Source organism: Larsenimonas rhizosphaerae (assembly GCF_023700005.1).
Classification (GTDB): domain Bacteria; phylum Pseudomonadota; class Gammaproteobacteria; order Pseudomonadales; family Halomonadaceae; genus Larsenimonas; species Larsenimonas rhizosphaerae.
The window spans coordinates 288,905-310,818 of sequence record NZ_JAMLJK010000001.1 but is presented as its reverse complement, the minus strand read 5'-3'; the positions used below and the strand labels follow the sequence as shown (position 1 = coordinate 310,818).

The window sequence follows — 21,914 nt, the reverse complement described above, 5'->3', positions numbered from 1 at the left end:
CGTGTACTGCGTATTTCAGCACAAAAAAAGCCCCGCCGAAGCGGGGCCTTTCGATAACACAGCGATCAGAGGCTGTAGTACATGTCGAATTCGATCGGGCTCGGCGCCATGCGCAGGGCCGTTACGTCTTCTTCCTTGAGCTCAAGGTAGGCCTTGATCATGTCATCAGTGAACACACCACCTTCGGTCAGGAAGGCGTGGTCATCCCTGAGCGCCTGCAGGGCTTCTTCAAGGCTTGAAGCCACTGTCGGTACGGCTTCGGCTTCTTCTGCCGGAAGGTCGTACAGGTTCTTGTCCATCGCGTCGCCAGGATGGATCTTGTTCTTGATCCCGTCGATGCCGGCCATCAGCATGGCAGAGAATGCCAGGTACGGGTTGGCCGTCGGGTCAGGGAAGCGCAGCTCGACACGCTTGCCTTTCGGGCTGGAGGTATAGGGAATACGCAGTGATGCAGAGCGGTTACGCGCGCTGTAGGCGAGCATGACCGGCGCTTCAAACCCAGGTACCAGACGCTTGTAGGAGTTGGTGGACGCGTTGGTAAACGCGTTCAGGGCACGTGCATGCTTGATGATGCCGCCGATGTAGTAAAGCGCAGTTTCAGACAGACCCGCGTACTCATCACCTGCAAACATGTTTTCGCCGTCTTTCCAGAAAGACTGGTGAACATGCATGCCGCTGCCGTTGTCGCCAGCCATCGGCTTGGGCATGAAGGTGGCCGTCTTGCCGTACGCGTGCGCCACGTTGTGGATCACGTACTTCATGGTCTGAACTTCGTCAGCCTTCTTGACCAGCGTGTTGAACTTCACGCCGATTTCGTTCTGACCGGCGTTGGCCACTTCGTGGTGGTGTACTTCAACGCTCTGACCCACGGCTTCGAGGGTATTACACATTGCACCGCGAATGTCGTGGAAGCTGTCGACCGGCGGTACCGGGAAATAGCCACCCTTCACACGCGGGCGGTGGCCCATGTTACCGCCTTCACCGGTGGTGGAGTCGGTTGACCAGGCGCCTTCTTCGGAAGAGATCCGGTAGAACGAGCCCTGCATGTCGGTCTTGAAATGCACTTCATCAAAAATGAAGAACTCAGGCTCCGGGCCGAAGAAGGCGGTATCGCCCAGGCCGGTGCTGTTCAGGTAGGCTTCGGCGCGCTTGGCGATGGAGCGCGGATCACGCTCGTAGCCCTGCATGGTGGCCGGCTCGATGATGTCGCAGCGCAGCACCAGCGTGGGGTCTTCGGTGAACGGGTCAAGATAGGCAGTGCCATCCTGCGGCAGCAGGATCATGTCGGACTCGTTGATGCCCTTCCAGCCTTCGATGGAGGAACCGTCGAACATCTGACCAACTTCGAAGAACTCGTCATCAACGGAGCGGGACGGGATAGTGACGTGATGTTCCTTGCCCTTGGTATCGGTAAACCGCAGGTCGACCCACTTGACGTCGTGCTCTTCAATCAGGGCAAGCGTTTTATCTGCCATGGTATTCCTCCAATATGAGCCTGGCTCGAGATGGCGTATGTAATGCTGCAACGAACTAACGGATATAAAGTGTAGTCGGCGCCTTGTTTGAGTGCAGACTGCCTTTTGACTGTGCAATTGCAATGCATTGAGCGTGCCAAAATGGGGCGAGGGATCACATGCAATATGCAAGTATCTGTTTTAAAGCATAAATCAAAATACAAAAATGCCTTTCTTCACCGAAACACCGTCCTGCCATCGCTCGGATCTCTCTGGCACGGCCATGACATGCACCAATATGGCACATAATGAATACCGAACGCTCCCTCCTGGTGCAACACACCCTGACAGAGAGGCTGACGGCCTGTTTCAGCAGGCCAATACGCTACAACCAGGTCGATTGCGTAAAATTAAGTGCTTCTTGGCTTGAAGCCAGGACCGGAACCCACGACAATAGCGACCACTTCGATGCCCGGCATCGATGTCTTTAAAAGCAGGTGTGGCTGTTTCGTGGTTTGCAGGCCTGCCGCAAGGAGACACGCAGTACCCCCGCAGCAGATGCCGCATCTCATGACAAGCACCCGTGGCGCACTCCTACTTATCTGGCGCCCCTTCCTGACAGGACCCCGTTGTGATCGAAAAGCTTCGTAATATTGCCATCATCGCGCACGTCGACCATGGCAAAACTACCCTGGTCGACAAACTGCTCAGCCAGTCCGGTACGCTGGACCGCAAGGCAGAAGGCCAGGAACGCATCATGGATTCCAATGACCAGGAAAAGGAACGTGGTATTACCATCCTGGCCAAGAATACCGCGATCCGTTGGCAGGCCCCCAATAACGAGGATGTCTACCACATCAACATCGTGGACACCCCTGGACACGCTGACTTCGGTGGCGAAGTCGAGCGCGTCATGTCCATGGTCGATTCCGTACTGCTGCTGGTCGATGCCGTTGACGGCCCGATGCCGCAAACGCGCTTCGTGACCCAGAAAGCCTTCGACCAGGGCCTGAAGCCGATCGTTGTGGTCAACAAGATCGATCGTCCGGGCGCACGTCCTGACTGGGTTGTCGATCAGATCTTCGATCTGTTCGATAACCTGGGTGCCAGCGATGATCAGCTCGACTTCCCGATCATCTACTGCTCCGCCCTGAACGGCATTGCCGGCATGGACCCTGAAGATCTGGCTGACAACATGGATCCCATGTTCCAGGCCATCGTCGACATCGTCGAGCCGCCCAAGGTCGAACTTGAAGCACCGTTCCAGATGCAGATCTCTGCCCTGGACTACAACAGCTATGTCGGCGTTATCGGCCTGGGCCGCATCAAGCGCGGCAGCGTCAAGCCGAACCAGCAGATCACGGTTGTCACCAAGGAAGGCGCTACCCGCAAGGGCAAGGTCGGCCAGGTCATGACTCATATGGGTCTGGACCGTGTACAGACCGATGAAGCCACCGCTGGTGACATCATCTGCATCACCGGTATCGAAAATCTGGCGATTTCCGACACCCTGTGCGACAACAGCGCCGTGGAAGCCCTGCCGCCGCTTACCGTTGACGAACCTACCGTGTCGATGACCTTCCAGGTCAATGATTCGCCGTTCGCGGGCAAGGAAGGCAAGTACGTGACCAGCCGTAATATCAAGGACCGTCTTGATCAGGAGCTGATTCACAACGTGGCACTGCGTGTTGAACAGGGCGAAACGCCCGAGAAGTTCAAGGTCTCCGGCCGTGGTGAGCTTCACCTGTCCGTACTGATTGAAAGCATGCGTCGCGAAGGCTTCGAGCTGGCCGTGGGCCGTCCCGAAGTCATCATCAGGGAAGTCGACGGCGTCAAGCAGGAACCTTACGAAGAAGTCATCATCGACTGTGAAGAGCAGCATCAGGGCTCGATCATGGAAGAACTGGGCTATCGCAAGGGTGAAATGACCAACATGAACCCGGATGGCAAGGGCCGTGTTCGTCTGGACTTCATCATTCCTGCACGTGGTCTGATCGGTTTCCGTGGTCAGTTCCTGACCCTGACTTCCGGCACCGGTATTCTGACCAGCCGCTTCGATCACTACGGCCCGCTGAAGCCCGATGCCTCCATCGAGCGTCGCAACGGTGTACTGGTCTCCATGGTCGGCGGCAAGGCACTGGCATACGCGCTGTATGCCCTGCAGGATCGCGGCAAGCTGATCATCGACCATGCCACGGAAGTCTACGAAGGCATGCTGATCGGTATCAACAACCGTGCCAACGACATGGTGGTCAACCCGACCAAGGGCAAGAAGCTCGATAACATGCGCTCAACGGGTAATGACGAGAACATCGTTCTGACACCGCCGATCAAGTTCACGCTGGAACAGGCCATCGAGTTCCTGGATTCAGATGAACTGGTGGAAGTTACTCCGCTGCACATCCGTCTGCGCAAGAAGCACCTGACGGAAAACGAGCGCAAGCGTTTCAAGAAAAACTGAACACGTTCAGCGTTTGACATGAAAGGGGCGCCCCACCGGGGCGCCCCTTTTTTTATGCATTATTCCTGTTTTGTAACCTGATCCCTGTCAACCGCCGGACTCTTGCGCCGATAACAGGTTATTGCCCAATGAACACGCCTCAGGTGCCCAATGATTCACGACCCGGATGCCCTCCGCCCGCGCGAAGCAGTGTTGCAACACCTGCTTGACGGTATTACAGAATTCATTGTTCTGAAGGATGGCAAGGGGCGCTGGCTTGTTGCCAATCAGGCCGTAGTGAATACCTATGGCCTGCAGGACCTCGACTTTCTCGGCAAGACCGACCTGGAATTACTGGCCCTGCGGCCGGAGCATGAATCCGCCTACCGCTATAACATCAAGACAGACGAACAGGCCTGGGCACATGGCAGTGCGTTGACGGTGTACAAGCAGTTCGAGATCGACGGGCGCATGAATACCTGGGAAGTGGTCAAGCTTCCCCGTTTCACGCCGGATGGTGCACGCGATCAACTGCTCATCGTCAGCCGAAACATTACAGACCGGGTAGAAGCAGAGGCGGCCCTGCGCGACAACGAGCAGAAGTACCGCCTGATCGCCGAGAACATGACTGATATCATCGGCACACGCAATGCAAGGGGCATCCTGACCTATCTCTCGCCCTCTCTCGAGTATCAGTTAGGCCACCGCCCGGAAGATTACGTGGGGCGTCAGCCCGGCCGACTGATTCATCCCGACGACATGCTCATTCTGCAGCAGACAAGCCCCACCGACATAGGTTGCCTTGATGTCCATACCCGGCCGGTACGTTGCCGGCTTAAAAACAGCGCTGGTGAATATCGCTGGTTTGAAATTACCCGTGCCCTGACCCGGGAGCAGAACACCTCCAGCTACCAGGTGGTATTTGCCTGCCGGGATATTCATGAGCGAGTACATTACGAACAGCAACTGCAGGACATGGCCTACAGGGACCCTCTGACCGGCGTAGCCAATCGACGCCAGTTACTGGACAGCCTGCAGGACCTTATCAATACCACGCCCGCCAGACTGGCCGTACTGTATCTGGATGTTGATCATTTCAAGGGCATCAATGATCACTTCGGCCATGACATCGGCGATGAGCTCCTGATATCACTGGCACACCGGCTTGGCCAACAGACCGGCGGCAACGACCTGGTGGCACGCATCGGTGGCGACGAGTTCGTGGTGGTGTTGAGCAATACGGATCATGAAAAGGCCCGCCGAGTGGCCGATCAACTCTGCACCACACTTGCCAGGCCCTGGCATATCAAGGGCAGCGAATACCGCACGACCTCCTCCATTGGCATGGCGTTTTATCCCGACGATGGGCAGCATGTGCATACCCTGCTGAACCGGGCAGACCAGGCTCTTTTCCGCGCCAAGAATGCCGGGCGTGCCTGCGTCATGGTATATGACCCCACCATGCGCTGACTCTCACCGCCCGACTTTTGTATTACCCCCACGCATCGTTCCTCGAAACAGGTAGTCTGACGCACCTGAAGCCGCCGGTATTTCACTGACGGCCCTGAAAGAGGAAGGCCCACGTGCCACGGAACAAGGCGTCATCTCATTTTTATCAACGCATCCCCTTGTGGGTAAGGATTCTTGCAGGCCTCGCCCTCGGCGCACTGACAGGCGCCCTGTTCGGCGAACAGGCCAGTGTTCTGAAACCTCTTGGAGATATATTTATCAGCGCCATCAAGATGTTGATCGTGCCGCTGGTATTTTCAACACTGGTGGTCGGTATTACCGCCATGCGCGATCCGAAGAAAATGGGCCGTATCGGCAGCAAGACCATTGCCCTTTATCTGTTGACCACGGCGTTTGCCATTGCCATCGGCCTGCTGGCAGCCTGGCTGTTTCAACCCGGCACGGGACTGTCGCTGTCCTTTGACACGCCGGTGGATGCGAAGGAAGCGCCTTCGCTGGTCGATATCCTGGTAGGCCTTGTGCCCCAGAACCCGATTGATGCGCTGGCATCCGGCAATATTCTGCAGATCATTGTCTTTGCCATCGGCCTCGGGATATCGCTGACGCTGATTGGTGAAAAGGGCGAACCGGTTGTACGCGTATTCGAGAGCTTTGCCGAAGCCATGTACAAGCTCACCGAGCTCGTCATGGCGTTCGCCCCCTTTGGCGTATTCGGCCTCATGGCCTACGTGGCCGGCAATTATGGTCTGGATGTGCTGCTTCCCCTGGCCAAGGTCATTGGCGTCGCCTATGCCGCCAGTATTGTCCATGTTCTGGTCGTATATTCAGGCCTGCTGAAACTGCTCGGTGGACTCAACCCGGTGCGCTATCTGCGTGGCAGCCTGGATGCTCTGGTCGTGGCGTACTCGTCAGCATCGTCTTCCGGCACGCTGCCGGTGTCCATTCGCTGCGCGCAGCGCAATCTGGGGGTTTCGGAAGGGGTTTCCGGATTCGTCCTGCCGGTGGGCGCGACCATCAACATGGACGGCACAGCCATCTATCAGGGCGTTGTAGCCGTCTTCGTTGCACAATTGACCGGAACCGACCTGTCGATGGCCGATTACGGCATGATCATCATGACCGGCACACTGGCTTCGATCGGTACAGCGGGTGTGCCCGGTGCAGGCCTGATCATGCTCTCGATTGTGATGTCTCAGATCGGCCTGCCGCTGGAGGCCATTGCAGTCGTCGCCGGTATTGACCGGATTCTGGATATGGCGCGTACCAGCGTCAACGTGGCCGGTGATCTGATGGTCACTACGCTGATCGGCAAGAGTGAAGGTGAACTGGATCTCGATATCTACAACCGCAAGGATACGGTCTAACCTGACAGCGATTGCGTGACGCCCTGATGATCCAGCCGCTGCCTCCGATTTCACGACGGAGGCAGCGGCGCTCAGCAGGCCTCGCGTCGTCGGGCACGTTCAAAGGCCGGCCGGGCAATCATCTCGCTGGTATAGGCATCGAGCGTTTCGGGCAGCTCGTGTTTTACCATGCCACGGGCCCACGCAAGAGTCTGCGCAAGGAACAGGTCCGCCAGTGACAACGCGCCGGTCACATGGCCCTGGCCGTCAAAGCGTCTCATCAATGCCTGCATCGCCTTGTCGAACTCCCACCTTGCCACGGGGATGATATCGTCGCGGCGCTGTGCTTCGGGCAGCAGAAATGAGTGCTTGGCCTGTGTCCAGAGCGGCTGCTCGAGTTCGGTCGTAATAAATGACAGCCATTGATCCACTACCGCCTGGCCGGCCGGATCGGCAGGCATCAATCGGTGCTCCCCATCGCGAACGGCCAGATAGCGGCAAATGGCCGCGGACTCGAACAGGGTCAGATCCCCGTCACACAGGACAGGTACCTTGCCGTCCGGATGGCGCGCGAGGTGCTCTGGCTGCTGACCTGCCCCCGACTTCAGGTCCACCATCCGATACTCGTATTCAAGCGAAAGCTCCTCAAGAACCCAGGCCACGCGCGCGGAGCGCGAATGGGGATAGCCATACAATACGATCATGATCGACTCCTTTGATGCCTTGAATGGTGCTACTGCCATCCTGCCTGATTCAGGGTAAGCCACAGACCATATTCGTGCCGTCCAAAAAAAACACCGCGACAGGCGCGGCGTTTCATGGTCAAGGGCGCTGATGGGCGCCGAGGCAGGACTGATGGCTCAAAAGCTCAAAGCCACTGATCAATGGCATCGCGTGCCTGCGACTGCGCACTTTCGGCAGACTCCGGCCCCATGGCCAGCCCCTCCGCGTAGATAATCTCGACATCGCTGATACCGATAAAGCCCAAAAACGTCCGCAGATACGGGGCTACGAAGTCTTCCGGTGAATCCTTGTGAATCCCGCCGCGCGTCGTCAACACCAGCGCACGCTTGCCATCAATCATCCCTTCAGGGCCGTTTTCCGTATAACGGAACGTCACACCGGCGCGGGCAACAAGATCAATGTAGGCCTTGAGCTGGATGGGCACCGAGAAGTTATACATTGGCGCCGCCATGACGATAACGTCGTGTGCCTTGAGTTCGTTGATCAACGCATCCGACAGGTCCAGTGCATCCTGCTGGCGCGGTGTCAGGGTGGCATCGCTCGGCCGCATGGCACCGACCAGCTCACCATCCAGCATCGGAAGCGGATTTTCAGCCAGATCACGCACGGTGACACTGCCCTGGCCATGGGTTTCTTCCCACTGGGCAATGGTGTGGTCAGCAAGCTGGGCAGACTGGGAAAACGTGGAAAGAATACTGGATTTCAGGACCAGAAGACGTGACATGATGGCTTCTCCGGGTGCGTCGGCACCGTAAGGCAGGTAGTTGAAGCCATCTTACTGTTCATTAAATCGAATGAAAAACGGATAAAATCCGCGGATACATTCGATTTAATCATACAAAAGGCGCCCGAAGGCGCCTTCTCATACCAAGGGACCCAGCCACGATCTACTTTTCGACAAAGGCACGTTCGATCACGTAATCGCCCGGCTCGCCCATCCGCGGAGATACCTTGAACCCCAGCTCATCCAGTACCTGGCTGCTTTCATCCAGCATGGCCGGGCTACCACAGATCATTGCCCGATCCTGCTTCGGATCCATAGGCGGCAGCCCCGTATCTTCAAACAGCTTGCCGGTACGAATATGGTCGGTCAGACGTCCCATGGTCGGGTAGTCTTCACGAGTCACGGTCGGGTAGTAGACCAGCTTTTCGCGGATGTCATCACCCAGATACTCGTGCTCGGGCAGTTCTTTGGTAATGAACTCCTGATACGCCAGCTCGTTGACATAGCGCACGCCATGAATCAGCACGATCTTGTCGAAGCGCTCATAGGCTTCCGGGTCCTGAATCAGGCTCATGAACGGCGCAAGCCCGGTACCGGTTGAAAGCATGTACAGGTTACGGCCCGGCAGCAGATCATCCAGGACAAGGGTACCGGTCGGCTTGCGGCTGACGAGCAGGGAATCCCCGACCTTGAGGTGCTGAAGGCGTGAGGTAAGCGGGCCATCCTGTACCTTGATCGAGAAGAACTCCAGGTGATCCTCGTAGTTCGGGCTGGCTACCGAATAGGCACGGGCCAACGGCTTGCCATCCACTTCGAGACCGATCATCACGAACTGGCCGTTCTTGAAACGCAGTGTACGCTCACGCGTCGTGGTAAAGCTGAAAAGCGTGTCGTTCCAGTGATGAACGCTCAGAATTTCTTCTGTTGAAAACTTGCTGCTCATGCCGCGGTATCCTTTGAAGTACAGGCACCCGTATGAATGTGCCGTAAGAGTCTGGCGCCAGTGTAGAGAAAGAATCATTATCCGTTAAATGAATTGTTTAAATATTAAATATCCATTCTGCAGATAAGGGGCCGCCATGCGATTTACGCTACGCCAGCTCGAAGTATTCATTGCCGTAGGCCAGGTTGAAAATGTGTCCAGGGCTGCCGGCACACTGGCCCTTTCCCAGTCGGCCACCAGCACCGCACTGGCCGAACTGGAGCGGCAATTTGACTGTCAGCTGTTCGACCGAATCGGCAAGCGCCTCAAATTGAATGCCATGGGATTTCAGCTACTGCCCAAGGCCGTGTCGCTGCTCGACCGGGCCGAGGAAATTGAAGAGCTGCTGCGAGGACAGACCGGCGTCGGCTCACTGGATATCGGTGCGACCCTGACCATAGGAAACTACCTGGCCACCCTGCTGATCCGTGATTTCAAGATTCGTCACCCGGACAGCCGCGTTCACCTTCACGTCCGCAATACGTCCACCATCATCGAGCGCATCGTCCATCATGAGCTGGACCTTGGGCTGATCGAGGGCGACCTTCAGCATCAGGACGTCATCATGCAGCCCTGGGTGGCAGATCACCTGAGTGTGTTTTGTGCACCCGGTCATCCCCTGGCGCATCAAAGCGTATCCATGGAGCGATTGCTCCGGGAGGAATGGATCATGCGGGAGGAAGGCTCCGGCACGCGACGCACACTTGAGCAGGCCATGCGCCATCGCCATCAACGCTTTGAGATACAGCTGGAGCTGGAGCATACCGAGGGGATCAAGCGGGCAGTAGAAGCCGGGCTGGGGATTGGCTGCATCTCTCGCCTTGCCCTGAAGGATGCCTTTCGTCGTGGCAGCCTTGCCCCCATTCATACACCCGACATGGACCTGAGCAGACAGTTCTATTTCATATGGCACCGGCAGAAGTACCTGACCGCCGGTGTACGTGAGTTTCTGAAATTGTGCCGAGACATGACGGCCAACGCACACAGCAGTGACGATATCGTGTTACCGCACGCACCGTAAGCCCATAAAAAAAGCGCCGACAATGTCGGCGCCCAAAGAGAAGATCCTGCGCATGGCGCTGGGCTTCTCGGCGACATGGTGCGATGTCACCCAACGCCGCACCATTTATTACAGCGCCATGCGCTGTGATATCCCGCTACATGCCTTTCTCGTGCTCCTCAAGGTGCCGATCATGCATGGTCATAATGCTGTTCATGATCACGAACAGGGGAACGATGTACTGCCGATGATCCGCCTGATGACGACGCCCCGTTGAACGCTGCGTCGCTGACCTTGAATGTTCCTACTATTTCGGCCAAACGCGCCGCTTCTTGACTAAGTGCGTCCGATGCCGCAGCAGATTCTTCAACCAGAGCCGCATTTTCCTGCGTCATCTGGTCAAGCTGGGATACAGCCTGGTTGACCTGCGAGATCCCGGTATTCTGCTCGTTGGCCGCAGTCGTGATCTCACCGATCAGATCATTGACCCGCTTGACCTGCTCAACGATGTCACCCATCTGCTGACCGGCATGCTGTACCAGCGTTTCACCGGTGGAGGTCCTTTCAACCGAGGCATCGATGAGGGTCTTGATTTCCTTGGCCGCCTTGGTGCTGCGGTTGGCCAGGCTACGCACTTCCTCGGCCACCACGGCAAAGCCACGGCCCTGCTCACCGGCACGCGCTGCCTCGACAGAGGCATTAAGGGCCAGCAGGTTGGTCTGGAAGGCAATGGCGTCAATCACGCCAATGATGCTGACGATTTCCTTCGACGAAGCGCTGATCTCCTTCATGGTGCCGACCACCTCGGCCATCATCGAACCGCCCTGTTCGGCAGAGCGTGCGGCATTCGAGGCAAGTGTCGATGCCTGACCGGAGGCGCCGGCAGAAGAGGCGACCGTGCTGGTCAGCTCTTCCATCGCCGCCGCCGACTGCTCAAGGCTTGCCGCCGTGTTTTCGGTACGCCGGGACAGGTCCAGACTGCCGGTGGAAATCTCGGCCGAGGACAGCCTCACGTTTTCGCTGCTGTGGCGCACATCAATCATGACTCGCTCGATCTTGTCGACAAAGGCATTGAACTGGGTGGCTACTTCTCCCAGCTCATTGCGACCGCCATTGGGCAGGCGCTGCGTCAGATCACCATCACCCGAGGCAATATTGCGAAGCCGTTGAGCCAGCTCACCCAGAGGCCGAGCAATACTACGACCCACACTCCAGATCATGGCAAGACCAATAGCAGCCACCAGAGCGCTGACCATGAGCATCCAGAACAAGTCACTTTTTGCCTTGGAAACCAACTGAGCCTGCATGGCGTTCAGATCCGCCAGAGCGGCCGACATCGGCAGCTCCATCATCAGGATCCAGCGTGTATTGGTACCAGCAACGTTAAAGGGCTGATAGAGCCGAATCATGCCACTGCTGTCATCGAGGGAGTAAACGGACTGTCCTGAAGTACGGACCTGCTGCAGCAACTGACGTGAATCGTCGGATACGATGCTTGATGCCTTTTTACCCAGAGAGGAAGCGTCAGCACTGTTGGCAATGACATTGTCGAGCGAGGTGATCAATGCAATATTGCCGGCGCCGTTATAGATCCCCTGATTGGTATCGACCAGAAGCTGCTGGATGAAATCAACCGCAATATCTCCCCCGATGACGCCTTTGAACGTGCCATCGACCATGATGGGTGCATTGAAGGAGACAAGCATGACCTGCTTGCCGTTCACGTCGAAGATTGCCGGATCAGTGATGCAGGCTTCACCGGTTTTTTTCGGACAAAGGTAATAGGCCCCTTTTTCCTCGCCGGCAGGCGTTATCTCCGTACTGTCGATTTCATCTCCCTGAACGATATTGCCTACCATGCCATCATCGTTGAGAAAGAATACCGGCATGAAGCGTCCGGATGCATCAGCATAGGGCGCTCCTTGCGCGCCGGCGTAATTGGCATCAGCGCCGAACGCATCAGGTTCCCAGCCCACATAGATATCACGCAGAAAGTCGTTTTTTCGAAGCACCTGCGTCAAAGTATCGACCATCTTGCGGCGGGCTCCGTCCTCGTCACTGTCGAGCGTTTCATTGGTAGCAGCGACCGTACTGACGATACTGAGCGCCTGGCCAAAGTTGGTATTGATGCGCGTGGCCTGCTTGGATGCCTCGGTTTCCAGTCGCGCCTTCAGCGACGACATCAGCATGTCCTTTGAACTTTCCTGCACGAAGGACTGGGTTTGCGACGCCGAGTAGGCGCTGTACATCAACATCGCCGCCACTACCGCCAGGATAGATGCCCCTGCCGAAATCGCCACGAAGTGCTTGACCGACTTAAAGCGTTTTATCATCTGAGTTCACCCTGCAAAGGTTAGCCGGCTTACAAGGCACGGAGCCGTCGTACGCCAACGCGGTTCACGGCCATGCTGGCTTGCAGTAGAGGTGTCGCATCGGAACCGATACGAGGCCATGAAGGAGTATTGAAACTATCGGCCTGAGTGAAACGAACCTTGAAGCTTTTCGCCTGTATATCTTCCTGACTGAAACGGCGCCCGAAGGCGCCGTTTCAATGATTTTATAAGCAATATTTGATATTTAATGGTCAAACATGCGCAGCCTCATCGTGGGTTCGACGAGAGGAATTCACGGGCCTGCCGCTGTCCGAGTGCGTCGACGGACCGCTACTATCCGGGCCACTGAACTCACTGACCCGGAACGTCCCGACAATTTCAGCCAGGCGCGCCGCTTCCTGGCTAAGTGCGTCCGATGCCGCAGCAGATTCTTCAACCAGAGCCGCATTTTCCTGCGTCATCTGGTCAAGCTGGGATACGGCCTGGTTGACCTGCGAGATCCCGGTATTCTGCTCGTTGGCCGCAGTCGTGATCTCACCGATCAGATCATTGACCCGCTTGACCTGCTCAACGATATCGCCCATCTGCTGACCGGCATGCTGTACCAGCGTTTCACCGGTGGAGGTCCTTTCAACCGAGGCATCGATGAGGGTCTTGATTTCCTTGGCCGCCTTGGTGCTGCGGTTGGCCAGGCTACGCACTTCCTCGGCCACCACGGCAAAGCCACGGCCCTGCTCACCGGCACGCGCTGCCTCGACAGAGGCATTAAGGGCCAGCAGGTTGGTCTGGAAGGCAATGGCGTCAATCACACCAATGATGCTGACGATTTCCTTCGACGAAGCGCTGATCTCCTTCATGGTGCCGACCACCTCCGCCATCATCGAACCGCCCTGTTCGGCAGAGCGTGCGGCATTCGAGGCAAGTGTCGATGCCTGACCGGAGGCGCCGGCAGAAGAGGCGACCGTGCTGGTCAGCTCTTCCATCGCCGCCGCCGACTGCTCAAGGCTTGCCGCCGTGTTTTCGGTACGCCGGGACAGGTCCAGACTGCCGGTGGAAATCTCGGCCGAGGACAGCCTCACGTTTTCGCTGCTGTGGCGCACATCGGTCATGACTCGCTCGATACGCTCCACAAAGGCGTTGAACTGCATCGCAACCCGCCCGAGTTCATGACGACCTACCACCGGCAGACGCTGAGTGAGGTCTCCTTCACCCGAGGCAATATCGCGCATGCTCTCGGCCACATCCGCCAGCGGCGAAGCAATACCGCGGCCGACCCACCAGATAAAGGCCAGACCGATACCCGCCACCACGGCACTGACCAGCAGCATCCCGAAAATATCGTTCTGCCGCTGATCGGCGAGCTTCGCCTGCATGGCATTAAGATCTGCCAGCACGGCGGCTTCAGGCAAACGAAGCACCAGTGTCCAGGTAACGCCTGTATTGCCGATCTCGAATGGCCGATACAGCTCGATCATGCCACTGTCGGCATCGGTGAAGTTCAGGGTCTTGCCGCTTTGACGCGCCTCGGAGATATGCCCCGCTGCGCTCGCGCCCAGCACGGCATCAGCCGACTTGCCCAGCTTGTCCTTGTCACCGGTAAAGGCCACGAGACGCCCCAGAGGAGCCACCAGCGCCATGCTGCCGGCACCGTTATAAAGCGCCTGGTTGGCATCACTCAGAAGCGTCTGAATGAAGTTGACTGACAGGTCGGTGCCGACCACGCCGCGGAAGGTGCCATCAACCATGATGGGCACATTGAAGGAGGTCACCATGACCTGCTTGCCGTCATAGTCATAAATGGCAGGGTCGATGACACAGATCTGCCCCTTTTCCTTCGGACACAGATAGTACTCTCCTTCACGTACGCCGGAGTCCATACGCTTCTGGCTATCCATGGTCCCGCCCAGCGGCAGCACTTCCACGTCACCGGTCGATGTGCGATACCACCAGGGCATGAAGCGCCCGCTTCCGTCATAGCCGTTGGTTTCCTGGCCGGCAAACTCGGCGTCGCTGCCAAAGGCATTGGGCTCCCACCCGATGAACGCGTCCAGCAGGGCCGGGTTCCTGACCACGGCCTGACGCACCATGGCCGACAGCTCATTACGAGTAATGTCCAGTACCGGGCCATTGGCACCGGCCGCCATCAGTTCATTGGCATGGGCCAGTTCCTTCGCAACGCTCAGCGCACCTTCCAGTTTCAGGTTGATCTGGCCGGCCTGATCAGAAGCCACCGAGGCCAGCCGGGCATCGGTGGTTTTCTTCAGCAGGGTTTCGGTACTGTCTGCCACCGTGGCTTCGGTACGTGTGGTCGAAACGTAGTTGTAACCCAGCAGGGCCAGCACCACGGCCAGAAGACAGGCCCCCGCTGCGAGCACGACAAAGTGCTTAATCGAGGTAAAGTGCTTCATCAGAATGATGTCCTGTAGTTGAACGAGAAGGTTTGGAGATGTGATGTGGTGCCGTGCGAGGTGCCCTGGCCGGTGTGGTGTCGTCGCTCAGGGTAAAAACGGCGATGATTTCGGCAAGACGCAGGGCTTCCTGACTGAGGGCATCGGAGGCTGCCGCAGACTCTTCCACGAGGGCGGCATTTTCCTGGGTCATCTGATCCAGCTGCGAGACCGCCTGATTCACTTGAGAAATACCGGTATTCTGTTCATTGGCGGCCGTATTGATTTCACTGATCAGGCCGTTGACGCGCTGTACCTGCTCAACAATGCCCTTCATCTTCTCGCCCGCCTGCTGGACCAGTACTTCACCATTTGCTGTTTTTGCCACCGAGGCATCGATCAGCGTCTTGATTTCCTTTGCAGCCTTGGTGCTGCGGTTGGCCAGACTTCGTACCTCTTCGGCCACGACGGCAAAGCCGCGGCCCTGTTCACCGGCGCGCGCCGCTTCAACCGACGCATTGAGGGCCAGCAGGTTGGTCTGGAAGGCGATGGAATCGATGACACCGATGATATTGACGATTTCCCTGGAGGATTCGCTGATATCACGCATGGTGCCGACCACTTCACTCATGACTTCTCCGCCTTCTTCAGCCGCTCGAGTGGCTTCAGAGGTCAACTCGGTGGCATGACGAGAGGATTCGGCCGAATTTGCGACCGTACTGGTCAGCTCTTCCATTGCCGCTGCGGATTCTTCAAGGCTTGCAGCGGTATTTTCCGTCCGGCGTGACAGATCAAGGCTACCGGTGGAGATTTCAGCGGATGCCAGCTTGACGTTTTCGCTACTGCCACGCACATCCAGCATGACCCGGTTGATCTTCTCGACGAAGGTATTGAACGATTGCGCGATCTGGTTGACCTCATCATCGCGCCTGGACAGCGGCAGCCGGTGTGTCAGATCACCGTCGCCGGTACTGACCTCATTCATGGCATCACGCACTTCGTGCATCCGACGGAAAATCGGAGTCAGGATGGCCCAGAGCAGCAGGGAGGCCACCAGACCCACCACGATCAGCGCGGCGATGGTGGTCTTGACGATACTGGTCAGGCCGGCCATGGCCTCGGTACGATCAAGGGCAATGACCAGCGTCCAGCTGGATCCCTCTACCGGATTGGCAAACAGCAGTACCCCCTGGTTACCAATGGATGTCTCCAGAATAGAGTGAGAGCGTCCCGCGTCCTGAAGCGATGCCATGCTCAGTCTGCTGTCCACATCCGCCAACGATTTCAGCACCAGGGAGCGATCCGGGTGTGCAATCACGGTGCCGGAATCATCGACCAGAAAGGCGTAGCTGTGTTCGGTGGGCCTGATGGAGTTTACATTTCTGGTCACGCTGTCCAGCCCGACATCACCGGCCAGCACGCCGATGACCTGGCCATCACGGGCGATGGGCTGTGCATAGGCCAGCGCCAGGCTGTTGGTCGAGGCATCCATGTAGGGTTTGGTGACAATCATGCTGCCTTTGGCCACGGCATCCTTGTACCAGGTGCGTTGTGTCGGCTTGAAATCCGCCGGGGGCACCCAGTCGCTGTTGGATACAAAGCGGTTGTCACCGTAGCCCATGTAAACCATGGAGAATCCGCCGCTTCGAGCCGCCTGCTTGAAACTTGCAACGGCATTATCCGACACTGCACCCGGGGCGGCTGCGGCCAGAATGGCCCGCTTGTTGGCATCCCAGTCATGAATGGACTGGCTGTATCCTTCACTGATGGATGACAGGTTGTTTTTAATGGAGGCATCGTTGTAGGCACTGGTCACCATATAGGTAGCCAGACCTGTCAGTGCAAGGGCCATAATGATAGTGGCGACACAGAACACCAGTATCCGGGCACGAATCGACGTCAGCATGGGCTTTTTCTCTCGTAGTAGCGCGGTACCACGCCAAATAAGGTGAAGTACCTCAGATAACGGCCCACACCCTGGGTCCTTGAGACAGGAGCCGATCACAACGTTGAAAATGCGTGATATACGATTAACTCCCGCGGCTGGCCGACAGCATTCAACCGGGTAAAAGGGCCTGTGCATCGGGAAAGATGCAGGCAAGGCAGGTGTCAGGCGGACTGATAAGCATCACGCCCACATGACGTGGGCGTGATATCTGAAGGGGCGGATCAGGAGACCGATCCGACTGGAGGCATCATCGCATCAGGATGACTGGATGAGCTCCTCTCGGGCTTCGTGATGCCTGACAGATGACGCTGAATGAGCGGCACGCCCCTGAGACGAGTAGGTAATAACGCTGGCATGCTCGCCGCGCTCGCCCAGATGAAATACGCCAATGATCTCGGCAAGACGACTTGCTTCCTGACTCAGTGCATCCGAGGCAGCAGCGGATTCCTCCACCAGCGCCGCATTTTCCTGTGTCATCTGATCCAGCTGCGAGACCGCCTGGTTTACCTGGAAGATACCGGCATTCTGCTCACTGGCGGCCGTATTGATTTCACCGATCAGCGCGTTGACACGCTGTACCTGCTCGACGATCCCCTTCATCTTATCGCCGGCCTGTTGAACCAGCACCTCGCCATTGGCCGTCTTTTCAACCGAGGCATCGATCAGGGACTTGATCTCACGTGCAGCCTTGGTGCTTCGGTTGGCCAGGCTGCGCACTTCCTCGGCAACCACCGCGAAGCCGCGTCCCTGCTCACCGGCCCGGGCCGCTTCCACAGACGCATTGAGGGCCAGCAGGTTGGTCTGGAAAGCGATGGAATCGATCACACCGATGATGTTGACGATTTCACGCGAAGACTCGCTGATATCTCGCATGGTCCCCACGACATCGCTCATCACTTCACCACCCTGCTCTGCTGCACGGGTCGCCTCGGCAGTCAGCTCGGAGGCGTGACGTGAGGATTCGGCCGAGTTTGCGACGGTGCTGGTCAGCTCCTCCATCGCGGCAGCGGACTCTTCAAGACTGGCGGCGGTATTTTCCGTTCGGCGCGACAGGTCAAGGCTACCAGTGGAGATTTCTCCGGACGCCAGCTTGACGTTTTCACTGCTGTCCCGCACGTCCAGCATGACGCGGTTGATCTTGTCGACAAAGGCATTGAACTGGGTCGCCACGGCGGCCAGCTCATTGCGGCCCGACACCGGCAGCCGCTGCGTGAGATCACCATCACCACTGGCAATATCCTGCATTCGCGCTGCGAGATTGCCCAGGGGTCGGGAAATACCGCTGCCCACCCACCAGATAAAGGCAAGTCCGAGTGCGGTTACCAGTGAGCTGATAATGAGCATGCCAACCAGATCCGTCGTACGCTGCTCATGAAGTTCCTTCTGCAACACCGCCAGATCAGCCATGACGGCCTCGATAGGCAGCTGCATGACCAGTGTCCAGGTAGCACTGGTGTCACCGATTCTGATCGGCTGATAGAACTCGATGATGCCAGTGTCATTATCGGTCATGCTGACCGCCTGACCACTTGTGCGCGCCTGATCCAGACGGCCAAGGCCGGAAGCGCTCAGCACGTTACTCGCGGGCTTGCCGAGCTGCGACGCGTCCCCGGTGAAGGCCACCAGCCTGCCAACAGGGGCCACCAGTGCCATGCGGCCGGCGCCATCGTAGAGAGCCTTGTTGGCCTGAACCAGCTCCGACTGAATGAAATCGACCGACAAGTCAGTACCCGCAAGGCCACGAAAGGTGCCATCTACCATGACAGGCACGGTGAAGGTTGCCACCATGATCTGCTTGCCGCCAAAGTCGTAGAACGCCGGATCAACCACACAGGGCTTGCCACTTTCCTTGGAGCACAGGTAGTACTCGCCACGCCGAATGCCAGAATCCATCATGGTAAGGTTTTCCATCCCGCCCTCCTCCAGCGACAGGACTTCCACCTCTCCCTTGTCATTGCGATAGGACCAGGGCCTGAAACGCCCGGTGCCATCGTAGCTGTCCGTGGTGCCGGCCGGCGCAACATAAGTGCTGTCGTTGCCCACGGCATTGGGCTCCATGCCAATGAAGGCATCCAGCACGAAGCTGTTATTGTGGACGGCCTGCTTTACCAGTGCAGACAGTTCGGGACGCCCGAAACCGTAGGTAGTATCCGAGCCATCAGCTTCGACGGCCAGCTCAGTGGCACTAGCCAGATCACCGGCAATGACCAGCGCCTTTTCAAGCTGTCGGTTTATCTGACCGGCACTGGAATCCGCCAGTATGGAGAGACGTTCATTGATACCGTCCTTCAATAGCCCGGTGGTCCGTTCGGAAACGGCCTCTTCGGTGCGCTGAGTGGCGATATAGTTGTAGACAAGAAGTGTAGCGACGACCGCCAGGATACAGGCACCCGAGGCAAGTACGACGAAGTGTTTTATGGACTTGAATTTTTTCATGTTTTATGGCCCACGCTGGTCTTGGGGAAGCTTGCTTCCTGGCTTGGGCTTCAGATGATTTCCGGATCTGAATCCAAAGCGTTCCCATTGGATAACGACGCCACCAGACATAAACTTGACAACCGCGGTACACTACTTTTGTTAACAGGGAGCAGCATCGAAGAGTCATGAGCACACGACCGACAGGCCCGTGATGCCGGACGGCGACGTGCTGCTGCGCAGCCCGCACCTGCACACATACATACCGCAACGGTTCGATACATCAATCCAGGGACAGCATTGAGCGGATTCGCTAGGATGTGCGTCCACATCACCGTGATGTGACCTTCTATCGACGACACAAAGAGCCATGAGAAACTTCTTCTTTCCCTACCGCCCCCTGTCCCGCCGCGTGATAAGCACCCTTCATGGGCTTGTTCAACTTGCCATTCTCGGCAGCGGTGGCTACTGGCTGTGGCTGGGAGGCCTTCATCAGGAACTGATTCGCTGGGGCACGGGGGTCGGCACCATGGTGGCTGCCATGGCGGTCATGCGGCTATTGGCCGAGCTGTGGATGCTGCCTCATTATCTGAAGGCACAGGTCATTGCCATGTCTGCCCGGGCACCGATCATTACCCGCGCCAATGACGCGCGTACCGGACGTCCGCCGGACGTCCGAGACATTCATGAAGAGGAAGGTGTGAGTGAAGCCCGCAAGGCCAGCCGTAAAAAGGCCTCGAAGTAATTCAGCCCCCGGCACCGGCAGGCGGTCAGTGGCCGAGAATCTGGCCGAGGAAGGCCCTGGTGCGCGGCGACCGGGGATGGTTAAAGAAGGTTTCGGGGTCGTTTTCCTCGATGATCTGGCCTTCATCCATGAAAATCACCCGGTCAGCCACGGTTCTGGCAAATCCCATTTCGTGAGTGACACACAGCATGGTCATTCCCTCCTCGGCCAGCTCGATCATCACATCCAGCACCTCCTTGATCATTTCCGGGTCCAGGGCCGAGGTCGGTTCATCAAACAGCATCACGTCAGGATGCATGCACAGGGAGCGGGCAATCGCTACTCGCTGCTGCTGTCCTCCTGACAGCTGCCCAGGATACTTGTGTGCCTGGTCGGCAATTTTCACGCGCTCCAGATACATCATTGCAGTATCAACGGCCTTTTTACGCGGTGTCTTCTTGACCCAGACCGGCGACAGGCAGCAGTTGTCCAGCACACTCAGGTGCGGAAACAGATTGAAGTGCTGAAACACCATGCCCACGTGCCGACGAATCTGTTCAACCCGCTTCACGTCCCGCGTCATGGTTATACCATTGACGATGACATCGCCCGCCTGGTGTTCCTCCAGATGATTGATGCAGCGGATCATGGTGGACTTGCCCGAGCCTGACGGCCCGCAGATCACGATCCGCTCCCCCTTGCGTACCGTCAGGTCGATATCCCTGAGAACGTGAAACTCCCCATACCACTTGTTGAGCCGTTGAAGCTCGATCATGGGTATATCCGATGAAGTAGTCTGCACACTGCCCATAACGCCCTCCTTTTCATTATTCTCGTGGGACACACCGGTCAATGGCCTCGATAAAGCCGGCGCTCGATGAACTGACTGTACCGGGACATTCCGAAGCAGAAGATCCAGTACACCAGCGCGGCAAACACGAAGCCTTCGATGGCAAACCCGAGCCAGCTTGAATCACTGGTACCGGCCTTGATAAGCGCCAGAAAGTCGAACAGACCGATGATCAGTACCAGCGTCGTATCCTTGAACAGCGCAATGAATGTGTTGACGATCCCGGGAATGACCAGCTTGAGCGCCTGAGGCAACACGACCAGCCCCATGCGCTGCCAGTACCCCAATCCCAGTGCCGCCCCGGCTTCACCCTGCCCGGATGGTATGGCCTGCAGCCCGCTGCGAACCACTTCAGCCATGTAGGCACTCCAGAACAGCATGATCCCCACCAGCGCCCGCAACAGCTTGTCGATGTTGAAGTCCTCCGGCACGAACAGGGGAAACATGACAGAGGCCATGAACAGCACCGTGATCAGCGGTACACCACGCCAGAACTCGATGAATACGACACATACGCCCCTGACCAGCGGCATGCTGGAGCGCCGCCCCAGCGCCAGCACAATACCCAGCGGCAACGACCCGACAATGCCGACCGAAGCAATGACCAGTGTCAGCATCAACCCGCCCCAGCGCCGCGTGGGAACATGCTCCAGCCCGAACCCGCCGGACAGCAGAAAAAAGGCCACCACCGGGAAAACCAGCAGCCCCACCAGCGCCGCTACTTTCTTGCCGGGCACGGCAGGCACCATCAGCCAGATACCCAGCACCACAAACAGCACGAACACGATATCGACACGCCAGCGTTGCGCCTCGGGATAAAACCCGTAGATCAACGAGCCAAGCCGCGTCTCGATATAGACCCAGCAGGCCCCATCACCACTACAATCGGCGCGGCTGTCCCCCACCCACTGGGCCTTGATCAACGCCCACTCGATGACAGGCACCAGGGCGTAGATGGCCAAGGCCCCGACCAGAAGCGTCACTAGGCTGTTGACGGGACCCGAAAACAGATTTTCATGCAGCCAGCCCCGCAGGCCCTGGCGGGAGACCGGCGGCTTGCGAGGAGAAATCAGTGATTCGCGAAAAAAGGATGTCGCCAT

General features: G+C 57.5%; 15 protein-coding genes. 5 read left to right on the top strand and 10 right to left on the bottom strand.

The window, feature by feature from the left end:
* Positions 1-65: 65 nt before the first annotated feature.
* On the bottom strand, positions 66-1,475 hold the full coding sequence (gene glnA, locus NAT21_RS01370) for a glutamate--ammonia ligase (RefSeq protein WP_250935072.1): 1,410 nt from the start codon (positions 1,473-1,475) through the stop codon (positions 66-68).
* Between the two features lie 610 nt (positions 1,476-2,085).
* On the opposite strand from glnA, the gene typA reads away from it, so the two are divergent.
* The 3 genes from typA to NAT21_RS01355 all read left to right on the top strand — a co-directional run bounded on the left by typA (position 2,086) and on the right by NAT21_RS01355 (position 6,728).
* Positions 2,086-3,915 (top strand): translational GTPase TypA, encoded by a 1,830-nt coding sequence (gene typA / locus NAT21_RS01365; RefSeq protein WP_250935071.1) that lies wholly within the window; start codon positions 2,086-2,088, stop codon positions 3,913-3,915.
* Positions 3,916-4,065: 150 nt separating this feature from the next.
* A complete protein-coding gene (locus NAT21_RS01360; protein WP_250935070.1) occupies positions 4,066-5,364 on the top strand; it encodes a diguanylate cyclase domain-containing protein in 1,299 nt (432 codons plus the stop codon).
* A gap of 113 nt (positions 5,365-5,477) precedes the next feature.
* The gene (locus NAT21_RS01355; RefSeq protein ID WP_250935069.1) at positions 5,478-6,728 is read left to right on the top strand and encodes a dicarboxylate/amino acid:cation symporter; all 1,251 of its coding nucleotides are present in this window, start codon (positions 5,478-5,480) and stop codon (positions 6,726-6,728) included.
* 71 nt (positions 6,729-6,799) lie between these two features.
* On the opposite strand, the gene NAT21_RS01350 is transcribed toward NAT21_RS01355, so the two are convergent.
* The 3 genes from NAT21_RS01350 to NAT21_RS01340 all read right to left on the bottom strand — a co-directional run bounded on the left by NAT21_RS01350 (position 6,800) and on the right by NAT21_RS01340 (position 9,118).
* Positions 6,800-7,411, bottom strand: a complete 612-nt coding sequence (locus tag NAT21_RS01350) for a glutathione S-transferase family protein (RefSeq protein ID WP_250935068.1) — start codon at positions 7,409-7,411, stop codon at positions 6,800-6,802.
* 164 nt (positions 7,412-7,575) lie between these two features.
* A complete protein-coding gene (locus NAT21_RS01345) occupies positions 7,576-8,175 on the bottom strand; it encodes an FMN-dependent NADH-azoreductase (RefSeq protein WP_250935067.1) in 600 nt (199 codons plus the stop codon).
* A gap of 163 nt (positions 8,176-8,338) precedes the next feature.
* Positions 8,339-9,118 carry a ferredoxin--NADP reductase gene (locus tag NAT21_RS01340; protein WP_250935066.1) on the bottom strand — a complete coding sequence of 260 codons (780 nt, stop codon included), beginning with the start codon at positions 9,116-9,118 and terminating at the stop codon, positions 8,339-8,341.
* A gap of 136 nt (positions 9,119-9,254) precedes the next feature.
* Here NAT21_RS01340 and NAT21_RS01335 point away from each other — a divergent pair, with 136 nt between their 5' ends.
* The gene (locus NAT21_RS01335) at positions 9,255-10,178 is read left to right on the top strand and encodes a LysR family transcriptional regulator (protein ID WP_250935065.1); all 924 of its coding nucleotides are present in this window, start codon (positions 9,255-9,257) and stop codon (positions 10,176-10,178) included.
* Between the two features lie 170 nt (positions 10,179-10,348).
* Here the strand turns inward: NAT21_RS01335 and NAT21_RS01330 are convergent, their stop codons facing one another.
* The 4 genes from NAT21_RS01330 to NAT21_RS01315 all read right to left on the bottom strand — a co-directional run bounded on the left by NAT21_RS01330 (position 10,349) and on the right by NAT21_RS01315 (position 19,261).
* Positions 10,349-12,490: a methyl-accepting chemotaxis protein gene (locus NAT21_RS01330; RefSeq protein ID WP_250935064.1), complete on the bottom strand. Its 2,142-nt coding sequence runs from the start codon at positions 12,488-12,490 to the stop codon at positions 10,349-10,351.
* 251 nt (positions 12,491-12,741) lie between these two features.
* Positions 12,742-14,898: a methyl-accepting chemotaxis protein gene (locus NAT21_RS01325; RefSeq protein ID WP_250935063.1), complete on the bottom strand. Its 2,157-nt coding sequence runs from the start codon at positions 14,896-14,898 to the stop codon at positions 12,742-12,744.
* Positions 14,876-16,783 carry a methyl-accepting chemotaxis protein gene (locus NAT21_RS01320; protein WP_250935062.1) on the bottom strand — a complete coding sequence of 636 codons (1,908 nt, stop codon included), beginning with the start codon at positions 16,781-16,783 and terminating at the stop codon, positions 14,876-14,878. Before NAT21_RS01320 ends, NAT21_RS01325 begins: the two co-directional genes overlap by 23 nt.
* 297 nt (positions 16,784-17,080) lie before the next feature.
* Entirely contained in the window at positions 17,081-19,261 is a 2,181-nt protein-coding gene (locus tag NAT21_RS01315) for a methyl-accepting chemotaxis protein (RefSeq protein WP_250935061.1), read from the bottom strand.
* 349 nt (positions 19,262-19,610) lie between these two features.
* Between NAT21_RS01315 and NAT21_RS01310 the strand changes: the two genes are divergently transcribed.
* Positions 19,611-19,985 (top strand): hypothetical protein, encoded by a 375-nt coding sequence (locus tag NAT21_RS01310; protein WP_250935060.1) that lies wholly within the window; start codon positions 19,611-19,613, stop codon positions 19,983-19,985.
* A 25-nt stretch (positions 19,986-20,010) separates the two neighbouring features.
* Here the strand turns inward: NAT21_RS01310 and NAT21_RS01305 are convergent, their stop codons facing one another.
* Together NAT21_RS01305 and NAT21_RS01300 are read right to left on the bottom strand one after the other, a co-directional pair.
* On the bottom strand, positions 20,011-20,775 hold the full coding sequence (locus NAT21_RS01305; protein ID WP_407658244.1) for an amino acid ABC transporter ATP-binding protein: 765 nt from the start codon (positions 20,773-20,775) through the stop codon (positions 20,011-20,013).
* A gap of 38 nt (positions 20,776-20,813) precedes the next feature.
* A complete protein-coding gene (locus tag NAT21_RS01300; protein WP_250935059.1) occupies positions 20,814-21,914 on the bottom strand; it encodes an amino acid ABC transporter permease in 1,101 nt (366 codons plus the stop codon).